This is a genomic window from Candidatus Hodgkinia cicadicola, assembly GCF_002774925.1.
On record NZ_NXGO01000143.1, the window covers coordinates 1 to 19767 of the forward strand.

The 19767-nt window shown below is 26.6% G+C and carries 8 protein-coding genes; 2 read left to right on the forward strand and 6 right to left on the reverse strand.

All coding sequences use genetic code 4. The features are described 5' to 3' along the window. Positions 1 to 151: 151 nt before the first annotated feature. From MAGTDC_RS05080 to MAGTDC_RS05770, 5 genes are all read right to left on the reverse strand, one after another. The gene (locus MAGTDC_RS05080; RefSeq protein ID WP_192573226.1) at positions 152 to 298 is read right to left on the reverse strand and encodes a hypothetical protein; all 147 of its coding nucleotides are present in this window, start codon (positions 296 to 298) and stop codon (positions 152 to 154) included. Between the two features lie 113 nt (positions 299 to 411). Further along, entirely contained in the window at positions 412 to 540 is a 129-nt protein-coding gene (locus tag MAGTDC_RS05765; protein ID WP_278046994.1) for a hypothetical protein, read from the reverse strand. A gap of 154 nt (positions 541 to 694) precedes the next feature. Continuing rightward, positions 695 to 895, reverse strand: coding sequence for a hypothetical protein (locus tag MAGTDC_RS03755; RefSeq protein ID WP_146657104.1), 201 nt, complete (start codon positions 893 to 895; stop codon positions 695 to 697). Positions 896 to 1087: 192 nt separating this feature from the next. After that, on the reverse strand, positions 1088 to 1285 hold the full coding sequence (locus tag MAGTDC_RS03760) for a hypothetical protein (RefSeq protein ID WP_146657105.1): 198 nt from the start codon (positions 1283 to 1285) through the stop codon (positions 1088 to 1090). Between the two features lie 3885 nt (positions 1286 to 5170). Further along, positions 5171 to 5296: a hypothetical protein gene (locus MAGTDC_RS05770; RefSeq protein WP_278046995.1), complete on the reverse strand. Its 126-nt coding sequence runs from the start codon at positions 5294 to 5296 to the stop codon at positions 5171 to 5173. Between the two features lie 5686 nt (positions 5297 to 10982). On the opposite strand from MAGTDC_RS05770, the gene MAGTDC_RS03770 reads away from it, so the two are divergent. Continuing rightward, positions 10983 to 11411 carry an ATP-dependent Clp protease proteolytic subunit gene (locus MAGTDC_RS03770; RefSeq protein ID WP_146657107.1) on the forward strand — a complete coding sequence of 143 codons (429 nt, stop codon included), beginning with the start codon at positions 10983 to 10985 and terminating at the stop codon, positions 11409 to 11411. A gap of 6067 nt (positions 11412 to 17478) precedes the next feature. Then, positions 17479 to 17628, forward strand: a complete 150-nt coding sequence (locus MAGTDC_RS05775) for a hypothetical protein (RefSeq protein WP_278046996.1) — start codon at positions 17479 to 17481, stop codon at positions 17626 to 17628. Between the two features lie 655 nt (positions 17629 to 18283). Here MAGTDC_RS05775 and MAGTDC_RS03775 read toward each other — a convergent pair. After that, positions 18284 to 19195, reverse strand: a complete 912-nt coding sequence (locus MAGTDC_RS03775; protein ID WP_278046997.1) for a hypothetical protein — start codon at positions 19193 to 19195, stop codon at positions 18284 to 18286. Between the last annotated feature and the right edge of the window lie 572 nt (positions 19196 to 19767).

Genomic DNA, 19767 nt, shown 5'->3' on the forward strand with positions numbered 1-19767 from the left:
ACCCAATAGATAAACATTCTCCTCTTCAAAAAACCTAAACACCTAACAACCTGACGTAACATCTCCAATCCTACATGACAATTCACTATTTTATCAACTATAAATCCTATTATCTAACATCCAAAATATTACAACGTTTATCCAAACATTACTACATGCATTTGTCCAATGACGATCCTCCACACCTTACCAATTGACCTCTATACATCCTCACAACTCAACAACCCAACATCACCAATCAAAATCATCAAACTGTCCAACCTAAATCACCATTCTCTCCTACTAAAATCAAGTCCATAATATTGATACCCTCTATGTCAACCTCCCTTCTATCTCTAATCCCCTTCTATCTCCCTTACCTCTTAATAAGATTAATCAAAATCTCAAACATCCGACCAACACAACAAAACATTAATCCCTCCCCGTTCTCCCAATTCCTATTTCTATCTTTCTAACACCCTTCAGTCCTATAACCTCTAATCTCCCTATTCTCATCCTTTCAACCCAAACACATACTGCTCCAATGCAATTCCAATTCACCAAACATCAACCATCCTCTTTTCTTCTTACTTATCACATTTAACCTCTATTTAAACTGACATCATAACAACCCCATAATCCAACAGCGAATCTATTAAACAAAACAACATTCCAATTAATCAAACAAAACATTTATGAACCGAATCTTATATAACTAGGATAAAGATCTTAATTCCCTAAATATCACAAAACAACTTCATTCTCCATCCCCAAGATGTAATACCTCCAGCAATCCGTTATCACCTCTATTTCCAATTATTGATCCCAAATTCTTACAACATCTACCACTTTTATTATTTCATCCTATAAATCTATCTACAACCCCGAATCAACATAAACAGAACTGAATTCTCATCCCAATCGAATCTTATTCTTTATCTAGATCCCATTATTCTACATTTATTAACATGTTCTAAACTAAACTCAAAACCTATATCTACCCCATTCCTCCATACTCCTTTCTTCCAATCATCCCACCATAGTTACCATTTCACCACATCTGTTCACAAACAACTTCAACATCAATTTACTAACATATTTCTAATAATTAAAACATCATAATTTTAACTACAATATTTAAACCCAACAAAATTATCACTATACCCAAGAAAATCATCCCAAACGTCCAAACAACTAAACCTACACCTATCAAATCTCAAAACTCATTACTCTTAAAACAAATCCCAACCAACATCATAATATTATCAATCCTATAACTTCTAGAACTTCATAACCTTTCCAACAACCATACAAGTCTCTAATCCTTTTCAAAACATATTTCAAACTACCAACAATTCAGAATAATACACACACTTTAGACAAACAAAACAACTAAACCTACCAAAAACATAACAACCTATTACTACTACTCAAAATAAGATCTACTTCCTGAACTTTAAACGAATTGTTTCCTAAAATCAACTTAAAACTAAACACATATAACTTGTTAATTTCCACTAAAGATCTCAATCAAATAAAACAAATAAACAATAGAATAACTCATACTACCTTTCAAACCCAATAATCTTTTACATAAAACAACATCATATTTCTAAATTTCTACACAAACAATATTAATAACTAAACAACAAAATCCACCCCAAAACATGATTAAAATACTATTCTAATCCCTAAGAATATTAACAACCATAATAAATATTGATTTTACCTCAAATTTATAAGAATTACTAACACAAACTAATAGAAACCAATTAATCTAATCTGATTAATAAACTACACATTTATTTCCAATTCTAAACCCAATAACGCATTCTACCAAACACCTCATTGTTCCAAAACATTAATCTAAAAATCTTAAACATATTTAACACCAACCTCCATTCCAACAAAACAAATATTAACCAACGTATATCCTACCCAAAAAACCAACCCCTAACTACACATTATTATTCCGCAAACAAAATGTTGTTATTAAACTACTCTCAATAAAAACCCAAAATCATAAATTATAAATTAAACATCCACATTTTAACTTCTATGTAATTTAACCCCATTCCTTCCCAATAAGTTAACCTACCTCATCAATGAGACCAATTATTGACATAGATAACCAAATTTAAACCCTTTATCAATCAAATATAAATCCTATAACCCCATATTTATCCAATCAACAATTACATTTACTAATCCCCAACACAAACACACCAATATCCTATTCACTTCCTTGTTCCATATCATTTCATGTTTATACAACTACTAATTCAATATGGTTTTTCCTTAATTTAATCTCTTTATTTACCAACACATTTACCGCTTCATCCTCAACATTTCTCCATGTAATCCATGATTGAACCTAAAACCAAAACCTAACATATTTGATCCATCTAACCCTTTCAACACAATATTTATACCAATCTACTTCTTATTACTAATAATCTCATCGAAATATTTACAAATTATATACAAAACCTTATCACATTATCTAATTACTAATACAACAATTTCGATACCCAAGTTTATACATAACAAATCAATTTCAACAAACAGATACAACATTCACACCAATAACCATTCACCTGTTCTACTATTTCACCTTAAAGATGAATTAAAACAACAAAAACATCCAAACCAATAACCACATTAAATCCATATCTAAATCCACATTCTCACAACTACTAACACCCAAACGTTATAACATCCTATCAACAATTCCCGTCTATTAACAACACATTACAATTTTGTTTTCTTAACATCTATTTATTAACCTCAAGTTAAAACATCGACCATACGCATTTAACAACCTTTATAAACCGAAAACTTTAAACCTACCCTATCAATATACCAAAACTTATGTATGTTATTAATCCCGTTCAAAACAACCAATTAACATCTTTGATTGAAAACACAAATATAAGCATAAACCTATCTAAATTAACATGATAAATGACTGGTCAACAGTTAACAAAAATTTCATCATAAAACTGAACTTATTGTTGTTATATTATTATAAACTTAAACCCATCCAAACAAACACCATTTATTCTTGGTTTCAATATCACAAATTTAAAACACTACTTCATCCCATCATAATTTCATAGCCATGATAATACAATTACAACTACCCAATTTATAATTTCAACTACTTCTTTCTAATCACCAATATGTCATTTAATTCTAAACATTATATTCCTATCCGACCAACACAAATCTTCTTAAACTATTTACATATAAATAACTTATATAAACAAACTAACAACACATATAACGGTTAACATGCTTATTATATTACCTCTTTTAATCCTGATAATAATTATATAATGATCTACATCTTTATGTCCGATATTTATCCAACCAAATCAATCCTCCATTAACAAAAAACACTTTAAATCACCAAAACATACTCCAATTCTAAATTACAACAAAATTTTAACCTTAATCTACATTGACATAAATTACATAAAACATAATTCAATTAAAACAAGATATCACTACAACCTAATTCATCTTAATCAAATCAATAATAATTAGAATTAATATCTATTTAAACCCAACACAACGCCCATGCACCCTTATAAACCTATCATTATAGATATTCTCTTAAGATTGTTTATTCAAACAGGTATATATATGTTGTTTTAGAACCTAAGTTAACTACATGTAATTCAAAGAGAACCATAATTTATATCTAATTTATAATAAACCCAATGGTAAAGTTTATCCCCTGTATATTGATAGATCTCAGTAAACCTTCTAAATTTTATGCTTACCGATTGTTGTTATAATTCAGAATATGAAGTATTGTACATGTAATTAATTCTATACAAAAAGTAGAAGTTTTAATCATTCAATACAAACATAAATCATAACTTAAACTAAACCAAAAACCCAATCTATCAATTCTTCTCATCAATATGTTGTCTCAAAAAACTCTGAAAGAAATCAACGTAACAGTCTTACTATTTATACCATGTCATTTTCTCTTAAAAGTTAAATCAATTAACCAAAATCAACATCGTATTAGCTCTTACAACTAACAACCGTTTATTAATCGATATTATAAGCTATAAGTTTAACCATTCTAATAAATTTGAATTAAATTAAAGAAATCTAAACACATTTAAATCATAAACTTACAACAAACCAACAGGTATTACAAGATAACTTATTCAACAGACTTTCTACACATCTACAAACAAGATGTCATTAACATACCAACAGATTAAAGCTATTCGTAAGATGTTAACAAATCCTTTCTATAATCAATCCAAATTAATATAACATTAATAAAACGACCTGATACAATTTATCAACAAATATTCAAAACAAATCAATATTATCTAAAATTTATATACATTAACAAATACAGCCAATTTATTAAAACAAATCAGTTAAATTTGACAACATGTTCCAACCACATCAATTGACTTACAAACGAACGACCTTATTCCCAACCAGTATGTATTAATCCAGAATTATTTATCCAAACCAATTACAAAGTTGAAATAAATAAACACGTTTAGAGATTAAAAACCAACCATGTTTTATCTAACAGGATTATCAAATCCCAATGCATACAAATCATGTGTTCATAAGTTATATTTTACTACAAAAACAATCAATCTATGAATAATTTATACATACAATTACAGCTTAGCAAAAACATTGATAAACTTATTAAATAACAACAAAATTGAAATTCTAATACCCTCTTGTTTTGATTGAAAAGAAGTAATTGAAAATTGAAAAATATGTATCTGTTATTTACTAAATCTTGGACATAATATTAATTTCATTAGTATCGGAGATTCACGATTGTTTTGTAGTTCAACACAGTTATTTCAAGATTTGATGTGTTATTACCCTTTTACAACCTCATTGTCAGCAACTTCAACCAGCATTATAACCACCAATCATGGTGTTTGTTTAACTTCATCGAATATTCAACAACTGAATTCAGACTTGTTACTTGGATTTCTAATCGATCCAATCTTAGTTTTCCTTAAACTTAATGTTAAATTCTTATCATTAATAGAAATTGCACTAACAAAAGCTTGAAAATCACATTTTACAATTCAATTTATAGATACACATTTAGAACAAGTATCAAATTTAAAAAGATTTAACAGTTACTTTTCCATGCTAGTAATTATAAAACATTAAACTACCAGATTTAAACTCTAAACAATTCCTCATTATCTCTATCACACACCCCATAACAACCAAACGCCGTTGTTAACCTCTTATATTCACAACATTTAATATCTCTAATTCTTATCTCACCATCTAATAACTCCATAAATTACTTATCATACTTTCATTAAATTAAAAACCTACTAAATACCACCTTAATCACCAACAGATTCATCAAAATATTATAACAATTATATACAAATTTCATTCAAACAATCAGACACATCTAATAAACTAACATATAATTTCATTTAAAACAAACAAAACCAACATTCCGATTATATATTCAAACTTAACAAATCAAACCTAAGATTAATCGATATATAAACCTAAAACTAACTAATTAACTACCCTTGATTTAAACTATACTTGTTAGCTAATCAACCTAATAACTCGATGTCTATATTGGCATCTAATTAAACAACAAGATAGTACACCTTATTCACATCCAATATTAACATATTACATCAAATCACTTGAACCATAACAACGACATGACATTTATCCATGTTGACAACAAATTAAATTCACAATATCAAAGTCTTTACAACAACCCAAAATAAAGATATGAATCAAACTCTTATTTCTATAATTGTAAACATAATCCTCATTGATCCTTTTAAAACCTAATAAACTAACAACAAAACTACCAACATCCCATACGTTATTAATGACCTTTTATTAATAATATCTAAAATAACTAACATGTAATAAGTTAAAACCTGATGTAAATCAACTACAACGTTGTTAAATTCGTTACCAAAAACACCAACAGATGATGTGAATGTAGTCAAAAATAACATAGACTACACCATTTATCAACCATTTGCCCAGATTATCACTCAAACACCCATCCCAATAGCTTAAACAACACCACTATAAGCCATTGTTATGTATATTTGTTGTTATAAAATATCTAATAAATCTAATATTAACCACCAAATTGTATGTATATTAATTCAAGATCTAAACCTATTCCAAAGACTTAAAACTAAACTAAATAACAGTTTAATCCTACAATAAACACTGATAGACAGTAATAATTAACATATGAGTATCTAATTTCAATCATTTTAATCTTTAATCCTTAAGAATAACATCGATACATCTATAACTAAGAGTAAAACTAAAGTTAAACCTTATATATAAATCTTCAAACAACATAACCACATCTTATATTTACAAATAAATTAACTAAAGATTTAAACTTTACACTATCAAAATCTATTTACAATAATTCAATAAACAATTTAATCCTGTAACTGTTTATAAACTACGACCAACAGCTTATATCCTAAAGCTATTAGGTTTCATAATTGTAAACTTATTGTAATTACATCCGATCATTAAATGGCTTAACAACCACCAATCTATTACTCATTGTTATACTGATATAAAACAACATCCAAACACAACAATCTGATGTCTAAAATAATAACAACGAACAATCACTGTTAATTAACTCAACTAAACACATTGTATTTGTTATTTTCTTCGAACTATTAATAAATATACTGACGGTTCAATTTATCCCAAACAAAATCACTCCTATACATCCAAACAGCTTCTATTCACCTCTATTAACAAGTATTGACATACGTCTATAACAAAACTCAAAGCAAGATATTAAATATAAATATTTCACAACAACCGATATTTTAACTCAAAATTATCAAACGTTCGATAGAAATATCATGGTAAGTTTTATATATTTAAGTGGAACATACTTATGGAAATATACAACCCATTTTCTATAAAACTAATCAAACAAAACAGTTATCCCATATTTTGATCACATAAAATTGGTAAGAAAACAACTTGTCTAATTAAGAGATTAATCGTTAATATCGATGATCATAACAACCACATATTAATACCTTTCGAAAACCTTTTATATAAATGTAATTAATATCTGATCTAAGCCTAAGTAATTAAATAAAGATCTGAGTTTATTGATGAATAAAAACTTACACAAAAACCAACAAACTTCATAGCAATTCTATATAATTTGGTAAGAAATTAACTTATTAATAACAACACCAAACGTTAATGAAATACCATAACATACGATCAGGTTATTAAAACATGAATTTTATATGTGAATAATTTAATAAAAGATTTGAAGCATGATTGGTAAATGATTTAGGTTGTTTAATATAAATAAACAAATTAACGGTTGAAACAACTTTGTGAGTATATAGACTTCTTTATGAATTAATTGAATAACGATCCATTTAAATGTTAGAAACCAGTATAGACTCAATTGTTAAACCAACAACAACCTTAACCCTACAACATACATGATTCTGGAATCAAAATTACATCTAATATAATTAGAACTACTTGTTTAAATTAATTATATCAAACCGAACAACATAGTTACATGTTTAATTTAATTAGATTTAGATCATTACAAACAACCCTTACCAACGTTGTAACCCATTAAACCTCTTCATTCTGAAATATATTTAGACAAAACAAAGATATAATTTATAACAATATCGATATATTTAAAATGAATGACATATTTATAGTAATTAACAGCCTCTTAAAGAGTGATATAAATCCTATTAACTTTGAATAGGTTCGTTGTTAACTTTTAAGATCTTACAATGTTGATTTAAGATTGTATTTCATGATAGTTAATACATTTCATGTTAATTTCAACACAATCTGTCGATAACATCTCGGAGATTACCAAATATAAGTTCGGTTGTAATAGCTACAACTAAATACTCACAATATAACAGATATTTATGATGGTTATTAAATCCGATAATTATCAAGAATTTATTATAAATATATATATAAAAACAACACAATAAGTAACCATCTCGACACATTAAACAACTATAATAATTGAGATTTTTAGACACAACAACACGGCAACTATATTAACTTGAATGTTGGTTAATAAATTAATTGATGAACTTGTATTAATTGTTTGTTCTAATATTCATGTAATTTATAGTTTATATTAAGTATACAATTAACATAAATCTGATATAAAAACGTATCAAATCTATTGATATCTACAACCTTTTAAATACAATAACCCATTTTAATTCTAAACAATTAGTACATTATAAATTAAACGATACAATTCGTTGTAACAGATGTATTATCCTTATATAAATATTGACAAATTATTTCGGTTTAATATGTCTTCGAACACAACGACATAACGAACAAAATTTGATAAGATAAATTCATTATATTTAACTAGTAGGATATTATTTATCAATCATTGATAACACAAAACATAGAATTCAATTGATTTCTATCTGTTTTGTTTCAAATTTCTAAATAAAATGATAACTCAACCTAAATATTATTTACGTTAGAATCAACATGTCATTTAGTTGTTAACTTCATTCCATAAAAACAACCCGTTTATACAACAATTTATTACAAGATTTATTCTATAATTAGATCAAATATTTAATGATCATATTACATCAAACAACATCAATCTGATATGATGGAAACATATTTTATCTGCCAAACGTTTATGTTGAAATCAAACTTGTTTAATCAAAGTTAAAGGATAATAACCAATTGAAATGTCATATAATAGTTAATATAATCTGTATCACGCATTAGTAAGATGAGTTATTCGATGATGATGTTAACACATGTAGTTCAAACGAAATTTACATTATCCAAGATCTGATAAAATTAGGATTAAAACAACGTAGTACTTAATTATGTTCTGTTCTGAAAATTTTATATATAATTGCAGTAAAATCAAATCAGAATTAAACGATACTATGACTACATGGAGGTTGTTCTTCTTAAACTGTTTAGTTTATCAATCAGTTGTAGATTAAATTACTGTTTGTTTTCCCAATTATTTAACAATCAAAAACATATCAAAACATTGATGATTTATTCAGATCAAAGATGTTATTTTAAATTACAATTATAAATATTATACTAAATGAAACAACAAAAAAACGGTTGATCTTGGTTTTAATTACTATAATGGATAAAGTTATGAAATTTCTATCTTAGGTAACATTTAATCCTTACGATATATTATCAAGTGAGTCAATTAATTTAATATGTTTATTCAATTTCAATTACCAATAATTTTATAACATTTTGTTGTATAATCAAATATTTTCTGGAAATATTAAATATATCAACCAAAACATTGCCAATATTATTATCAAAAAATAGTAATCTCCTTCATAATAATCCTACTACCAATCTTCGGTTGTAAAATCGACAGATATATTCACAGGAATTAATTCAGACAATGGATTCTGATATTATTTCAGTTATTCCACATCTTCTAAACCTTCGTTCTACTGATTTCGATGGAAACTTCAACCTTGGTGAGTAATTAATAGTTTTAATACTGTTTATAAACATGTTGAAGTTATTAAAATTAGCCAACCAAATCAACAAACTAACTTTTCTAGTTAGAGATATCACAACCAATCTGCTCACAACGCAATCCTTTAATCCAAACTCTATAAACTGTTTATTCCAAGGTTCTGATTTTGTTGTACAAGCAATTACCAACACCCATGAGTATTAAACTTCAACCAAATATTTAACCTAAATACTATAGATTCAATAACTTCATCCATATCAGTAATATTTCAATCCAAATGATAAGTTTAACAATTCAATCAGTAAATAAACTACAAAGTCCATGGTTCCATCTAATTAATCTTACAAAATTATAACATAAACCATATTGGAGTTAACAATTTCATCCAACCTTGTGTTTATCTATTGGTGTATTTATTAATTTAATCATCTTATGTTAAAGATTAATGGAATCTTTTAATTAGTTGGTATTTTCAACATAAAAACTCTACAACATTCACTTCTTGTTCGGAAATATAAGATTTATTCATCTAAAACCTGATATATTCGGTGTTGTTATCAAGGTTCTAAGAATATTTAATTCGAAATCATAAACCAAGTTCCCAATCCTCAAAATATAAGTTATATACACATGATTTTAACATCGGTAATATTTATTATTAAAAGATAAAAACACCCAAGCACCCAACAAACGTTTATTACCAAGAACTGCCTATCGATTAAACCATCCAAGCTAAACCAAAACAGATTTCTTTAGACAATACATAAATACACTTTAAACTGATGATATTTACATCAAATGATTACCCAAAATTGCTAATATCGGTCTTATATTATAATACATTGTTATTTATACATTGAATTAAAATACTAACATTCAACACAAAAACCATATGATAAGTATTAAATTATAACCCACATTTAAATTATTCGATTCGATAAATTGTTGTAACTGTTTCATGACTTAATTACGTTATTATAAAAAGGAACGTTCCAACACATCTTTGGTATTGTTAATCGTGATAGATTCATAATTATGACTTGGTTTAATCATTATTTTATTAAACAACCACAGCAAACGAAATAATAATAAAGAATAAGTTCTAAACGATCCGAATCCTTAACGTTAAACCACTAGTCTAATTAAAACACAAATGTTACAAAATATTGAAGAAAACCAACAATTGAGATTGAAATTTAAGCTTCAATTAGAATGATTCTGGTTCAAGAACTATTAATCTCAGGATTGTTGTGTTTAACACCGAAATATTTTAAGATACATTTCGTTTCAGCATTACTATTACCTCTTTAATAAGATAATTAAATAATAATCAACATGTGGTTTTAAGAAATCTCTTTATCAATGTTAATTTAAACTGTTTAATCTTAATAACAAAACAATATGGATAATTGGAAGTCTAGAATACACATCAGTTTATACATTATGCAATATGGTTCTAAACAACATTAAGATTAGAAAAGAAGTGAGAGTTTATATAAATTCGGTCGGTGGGTGTTTGTTTAATGGACTAACAATTTATGATATGATTCAAGTTTCAAAAATTGATGTTAAAACCATATGTTTGAAGTATGCATCATCTGTTTCATCATTATTAATAATATCAGGAACTATTGGAAAACGTTTGTGTTTAGATCGGTCAAATTTATATCTACATCTACCAAACATTACTATTACTGGTAATTTAACCACATTGACCAAAAGTTTAAAGAATATAAACTGAATTGATGATGGTATAACCAAAATCTATATGAAACATTGTGGTAAGATTTATTCTAATGTTATCAAAGTTATGACCGAATCAATTTGAATACCTTCCGATTTGGCCATTAGTTGAACAGTGATAGATAATGTGATTTAATAATTCAAAGTAAGATATGATATTATCTGATATTTTAATACCACAAATTAATTAAACACATATAACATTCCTTGAACCGTTCACATTTTGTATCCATATTAAAGTACTTAATAGGTTCGAATCTAAAACGTTTTGTTTATAACGAAAACAATTACCCAATTGTTGAATGTTATGCCATTGTTGGACAATGAATTATAAGAACAGAAACACCACAAGGAGGTCATCCACATGCAGAGATTTTATGTCTTTCGACTATACATAGAGAAAAACCAAGTGAAATAATATTAAGCTTACCTCCGTGTCTTGAATTTGATGAAACACCTCCCTGTTGTTACAGTTTATTAAGTGTTTGTTCCGATTTACTTATATTAGAATTAGATAAAAATCATGTAGAAACCATAAGATTTATGAGATGTTTCGTTAACATTGGTTGAATGCAATCCAAGTCATTGTTACTGATTACTTCCTTCGGATCTAAAATTATAAGCGATATTGAATTACGAATTGCTAACCTCAACCGAAGATTATCGGTTTGTAACATCTATCCGACTTTAATAAGACAACACACGTCATGCATAACAACAAGCAAAAGCATAATATCTGTTGATAAATGTAAATTAAATAATAGAACTGAGTATTTTGGGAACACAACCGTTCGGCAAGTAATATCTCAAGAGAATTCCATGTCATGTAATCTAATTTTAAACACCAATTATTACCAAGTTTGAATTAATAACATTTTCCGAAATAACATACTTTCTAAAACAGTAACTCCTTCACTGAATTCTAATTTCAATTATCCGAAAGTAACAAGACGATTAATAAGATTAACATGTAATTCTTACCAACAAAATGATGAGCTATTCCCAAGTTCGATGGTAATGGAAGTTGGATCTTTGTTTTCAAGGATTAATTCAACATGACCCTGTTTAAGAGGAATAAAAGCTGGTATTGTTATTAGTTATGATATTTATAACGATATATTTAGTAAACATTTACCTTATGCTAATCGATGCTGATATTCAAAAAACAGAATAACATATTGTTAATGATTCGGATTAAAATTCTACTACATGAAGTTGAAATGTAACTAGTTTTGATTTATTAATTATTCAATATTACTTAAAATTTAAACATTCCGTCAACGATTTATCCATCAAATTAATTAGTAATTCTCAACCTCTCTATCTTCACAAATCTCAATACCCACACAAATGATAACTTATATTGTGTTTTAGTTCGATTCCAAGATTAACAACATCCTCAGGATTTTATCAACGAACGATGATCTAATAAATCCTATCGAGAGATCTTAATTAATCCTACTGATATAAACAAAGTAATATTCAACAAAATGGAGATTAACCACCCATCCTTCTTTCTTAACTAATTTAATTAAAACAGATTAATAGTCTTAAATTAATGAACCTACCAATGGTACTTATTCATGTTTATTGTATTTCAGTTACATTATTTTGGAATTAGTATTACCACATGTTAAATAGGTTAGACATAGGTATTATATTTGATTGATTTGATCAACATATATTGGTAATTCATCGTATTAATGTTAAAGATGTTTATTAAATATAAATTCGGATCGTATATGTTAAAAGATAAAACAACTCGAATAAATTAATATTAATCATAATCAAAGTATCATTAAAACACCAACATCCATATGTTCTTATTTATACCCAATTTAATCCCAATTTGTTGATCAATTTAAGTTTGATGTTATGGTTATAGCTTAAACGAATGAGCTATTAGTATAATTTTATTAACTTAATTACCAATCGATAGTTGATAAAACCTGAAAAACCAACAAGATGTTTCGAGATTATTACTTATCGTTGATCTTAAATATCTTAATTAATACACCTATGACATAAATTTTATAAGTTATATTATCGTTAATTTTCATAATTTATCCTAATCTTATTAATAAATTGTATCAAACAACCAACGTTTCCAAGCTTTATAATTATCCGATTTAATTCTATCGAACATGTATTTAAAGTTTATTATAAACATTTCGTTACAAAATTCAGTAAACCTAATTAAACACTTACTGAACAACATCAAGTTATTGATTTAAATTCGATTTTGTTGTAATATTATACACCAATCTTATACTTCAATAACCTAAGCACATAGATTTCCTAACATTTATTGAAATTATAATACTATTAAGAACCGATTAAATATAAGTGTTAACGTAATTGAAACGTTGTTTCCTCTAAATTAATAACTTATATAAACTGCTTAGACATTTTATGATAGGTATTCATTTCCTTTGGTTTTATATTTGTTATCATTGGTGGATTTCTTCATTAATAGCTATAAGGTTAAAACCATGTTGTTGAATTATTTAAATACTAACATACCAAGATTTACTCCTTACAACTTATAGAATTAAAGCCAATTACACATCTTATTGAATCAACATAAACGGTACTGATGAATTTTCAATGAACATATGACAATTACAATTTATATCTTTCGGTTATTCGTTTAATCTGACCAGTTCAACGTGTGGTATCTTTTCTGGTTTAAAATTGAATTATATTACTTCTATCGATCCAACATTTTGGACATTGATTAATCTAACAAACATCATAAACATCAACATTGGGTTGTTTATCAGTTGTAATTATAAACTAAAACATGGATAGATTTAATTCATAAAAACAATTTATTACCTTAATTTAATCCGCAACATACACACAATATATTGTCAATTAATTGTGTATTTAATCTTACATTATACCACGAAATAATTTTAATTATAATAAATATGAACTATTTGCTTTCGAATTGAAACGAATAATTGGAAAACATATCAAAAGTAATAGATGTTTGGTTTAAATTTATTCATTAACAAGTCACAATTTCGTATTAACAATAAGATATAGAAACATGTTTAATGAATTATATAGAAATTGTTCAACAATATTCATTGGATTTTTGGTAACTGATCTGTAATTATTGAACCTATGTATTAAACATTAAATAATAGAACACGTTCAGTTTTGTTGTTATAACGTTGTTTAAATAGACTCATAGATATTAAAAATTTGTAGATTAGATTAAGATATATAATTGCGGCTATTGTAAGAAGACAGATAGAAAACACTGAATTTTGGTCTTAAACGTTGATAAATGTGTTAATACTTATTAAAATAATTGAGATAATATTATAACTCTTGATGGTTCGAAACAAGACTGAAACGATGAAAGGTTATATTATGAGTTAAATGTTGGTTAATTGATTTAAGATATTCGACAACAGAGATGTCCAAATCGGATGTTGTTGTATGTTCATTGATAAATGAAACAATTGGTGGAATTGGTTTTACTCAAATGCAACAAATAGATAACGAGATGTGAGAATTGGGAACTGATAAATGAATATACGGGAGAATTTTATGAAGATAACTGTTAGATATAAAGAGGATTATGGAAAACAAGTAGAAGAAAACGGTCTTTGATCGGAACATTTTGTTGAACAGATAACATTTTAATTAATATTAATAACATCCAAGGTTATTTCGTTGTAGAGTGATGGTTTAATTGATTAGTATTTCAAATTTAATAAGTAATAACCGAGTATAAGTTCTGTATTATTTCAAATAATCGATAGTAATTTGTGGCATTTGTTTCAGACGAGGATTTTAATATTTAAATTAACATCATCCAATCCCTTGTTTTGATAATTTCCATTGAATATAGTTTTAACATTATTTTGAGTAAATAATTAACTTATAAATTCAAGTACCATGGATTATAGTATATACTGTATTTGTTAAGTTCGGAATAATTGTAACAACATTCATAACAATCATCTGATTATTTAAAATTTGATAAGACCTCTACTGTTTTGGTTTGATGTTTAGAGATGAATTTTAACAGCTTTCATACAAAAAGGTAGTAACTAAACCATCTGGGTCGTTATATAATATGGACGTTGTTTGTTATAGGTTTTAATGATATTTCTGATTGATTTATTCCGAAGGTTTTAGTATCAATTAATTTCAAATATTCTAGGTAATTATTGATGTTGTTATTAAAGTTTACCGTTCAATTCAAAAGAGTTATTAAAGTCTAACAGATATGGTTTTTAATATCTTATTATTGTTCGTATTGATCAAGGAAATATTGATTAGTGGTAATATCAAAGATTTAAAACTATAACAAAAATGTGGAGATAACTTGTTTAGAATTCATTAGTAACTTCTATTCTAACTATTAAATATATTTAAATTTATTAAAGATAACAAAATCCAGGACCTTGAATCGTTACAATTAATGGTTTTAATGTATATTTTGGTTATTGTTGGGAAAAACTTAACATCATCCATGTAGTGTTAAAGTTTTAGATAAGTTAAGTTCTTTTGTTGGGTTTTTGTTATACTTCTTTCAAATCTAATAATCAGGTTGTTATTCAGATATTACTACGAAGTCAAAATTATAAGTCATTTATTATATCCTTTGTATTTATTACAACGTTGGATAGTTATTTGTATAGATAGATAATTTTATCTGTTAGATCGAATATTTATCGTGATAATTGGCCAGAATGTTTAATTTAAATGATCAGCAGAAGTAATTAAACGTTGAGATTGGTTCGAGAATCATTGGAAAGACCGAATCCGTATTGTTACAACGTCTGAACGTTGTTCGAACGTAGTTGTTTTAATATTAGTAAGTTAATAAATTCGTTGGAATTTTAGTATGGTCTATTTGTTGGTAATTCTTGTGGGTTAATATATTCTCTAATCAAAACAAACCATCATAAGACTTTGATTCATTTGTTGATGTTTATATCATTCGTTTTAGACAAAATACTAAACTAAAAACCATATGACTTGTTATAAACCAACAACATTATATGCCATCAATAAGTTCGATTGGAATTAGTGTTTAGAATATTAATAATTGGTTAACAATACATAAATATTTTATAAGAAACAGGAAAATAAGAACAACGTTGGTTTACGATACTTGAAGCTTAATCCTGATCAATTAATTAAACACATAGATGTCTGTTTGTTGGTGTATTTCTTGAATAGTATTGTGTTTATGAAACAAGTGATATTCATTGGTAATATTATAGTATTTAATAACATATAAATGGGTTAATAGTACGAGCTTTTATATGGTATTTGGTTAATGTTTATAAAAAACGATTTAATAGTGCTTACTATGAGATCAGATATTTTAAATGTTATAAATTAGTTAAATTTAGGGTTGAATATATTCACGAGCTGTTGTTGGAGGTTTGGTTTTGTAGTTCGTGCTAACGAAAATGGGTAGAATTTCTATCTCGGTTTCTGTATTGAATATCAAGGATTATGTTAATAGAAAAATAATTGAAGTTTTGTAATAATTGTTAAGTATAAACAGACTTTTGGATATTGAAAGATTAGAACCATGAACAATGGTTATGTACAATTACATCTTAGTTTTTAAAGGTAAGTTTAATTGAATATAGTAGTATTAGATTGTATTAATTGAGATTTAATTACTAACATAGTTTAGGATTAATTGTATGGCTGAAATAGAGACTTTTTAATAAGTATTTAACTTGGGAAGTTCATGATGTTTTTGTTGAGATATTTTAGATGACTTTGTTGTATTTATTAGTAATTGATAACAAAATTGAAACATATTAAAACAACACTTGTTGGTTCTATAACATTGGTAACCATTCAATAATTGGTCGTTGCTAATAAGTTGTTTATGATAGGTTTATTACACAATTTATTGATCTTAGTATTGGCCGTAATGTAAGATTTAATAAGAAACATTAACTTCAGTTTTCGTTAGGTTAATAAACCGATATATGTTATGACATTGTTGTTTATATTATTAATAAGCTTAATATGGAAAACGATTCAAAATATGGAAACGTTGTTTAATATCATCTGTTTTGTAAGTATTTAAATAACATCTATGTTCCAGATTAAATAACATTAAATTGGTTAAGATCTATCAATTTTATATAGTATTAGATCAGAGAATTTTAACTATCGGATAACAGGGTATGAATAACAACATGTTAATGTTGAAGTTTTTGATTGAGTACAACAACATGGTAATTACACATGTTTGTGTTGTTGAGATTTGTATGTTATTATCAGCAATACATAGTTTATATTCATATAGATCAAGATCAGCATCAATAAAGTCAATCCAAGGTATTAGCTGTAGGTAAAATGTAGTTCTTTATATTAATAGTTGTATAATCTGAGCTGATGTTTAACCGATAATAATTATGATAAAAAACAAGTATGAGGACAACATCTAAATATCATCAAATAATAACAAGTTGCTAACAAAATTGTAATTCTCCGTTGATATTTTGTTTGATTAATTTGTTTTAATTATTAGATAATGGTTTAAATATTCGTTCTGTTTGAATGTTAAGTAGTCCGAGATTCATGCCAATAAATAACTTAATTTAAGGAGAATGGTTTTGATGAGTAGTATCGACACTAACTTGAATTCGTGGTTTTATATGGTATAAATTCGTTGATAATATAAACTTCGATTAGACCGGACCAATGTTTCCCCGATTTAAAGGTTTGATTTAAACGTGTTATTGAATTTCGATGACATCTCGGATTTTGTTACTAAAGACAATTGTTAAGTTTATCCAATTGATGTTAAGGATTAGTATTAACAAAACTGTTTAATCTAATAATTCATCGGATGTTTAAAAACAGAAACAACGAAATGTTGGTTAGTTCTTAACCTTTGTTTGGTGCTGTTGATTGATTAAAATGTTGTTCGTTTTGACGGTTTCTTTTAAAGGATTTAATTTATAAACATTATAGTAATTAATTGAATTTAAATTACTTAGTTGTTACCTAACATCAACGTTTGTTTGATTTCATGCATGGCAGATCAATTGGTTTGATTTTCAGTTCTTCATCGATGTTAATAGAATTCATTTCAATAAATTTAGTATCTGCACTTATTAATAGCTGTCTAACACGTTCCCTTGATAATCCAAGATTCAATCCTATATAACTAAGCGATGGTTTATCATAACTAATCTTTTTCATTCTTACTGATCTTTCTTCAAACGGAGACATCAAAACAAGTTTAGCGGTTGTATTGGGATCATAGACATTAGTTATTGTTGTTGTTTCATTTGGTTCTTCTTCATCATCGTCATCCTTTCCATCATCTTCATCAATGTCAACATCATCATCGGCAATGATCTCATGGAGGTTGAAATCATCCAAGTAATAGTCCAAAGATAATTTCTTAAGCTTAATCGTTTTATTATCTAATTTATTACTCTTTCTAATAGATTCTAAACCTCCACTTTGATTAATTATTACTTGAATAATCTTCTGTTTTACCCATCATTTAGCATATGTTGAGAAACAGTGATTACCTAGAAAATTAAATCTATTAATTGCTATCGTCAGCCCTTTCATCCCTACCGAAATCAATTCAGATCTTCGAATACCATAATTACAATATGCTGTAGAAATATTGGTTGGAATCCATACACATGTTTTAACCATTTGTCGTTTTGTTCTTCTCAGATTACTATCTATTTTAAGTATCGAAATAAGATGTTTTAATATCTTCTTTTGGTTCAAACATATAAATCCTATTGTGTTTAAATTATGTTTGAGAAATAATATCAAAATCCATGATAACTGTATCATTTTGACATCAAATTCAAGTTTTATTAAAATATTAGCAATACATCAATGACTTCCTGATGTTCTTTTCGACATAACAACCCTGTATAGTAACTTCAATAACACACAAGTTTCACACTTACACGATTTGAATCAAGAATTGTTACCCATTTTATCTCCTTTAACATATTTGATGTAACTGTTTTCTAATGAATAGTTATTAATTTGAGAAACATAGTGATTATGCCACTTTGAGTGATTGTAATTCGGGTTAATGTTTAATAATTCATTGATGTCTAAAGATGAAGAATATAACCTTTCTAAGATTAGGAACAAAAGTTTGGTTATTATCGGTGATTTAAAAATATTAATATATAAGATAAACTGTAACTTACGAGTCACATTAAAAAGTTCGTTTTCTACATTCTTTGAATAGTTTATTTCCGAATCGCTTAACATCTGTTTACTTTAAGATTTGTTATTCAATGATATCTTATGGCATAGTTTATCTATCAAATTAAAGTTCATATTACTAACAATGAAGTTTAGATGAACACACGAATTATCAAAATAACCTCCAAACTATATTCCAATTAATGTTAAATTACTCGTATTAACATAACCAGGTTGATAGAAACAGATTATTGATTTATGACTTAAATGTATAGCTTATTCGTTGATAGAACTTAAAC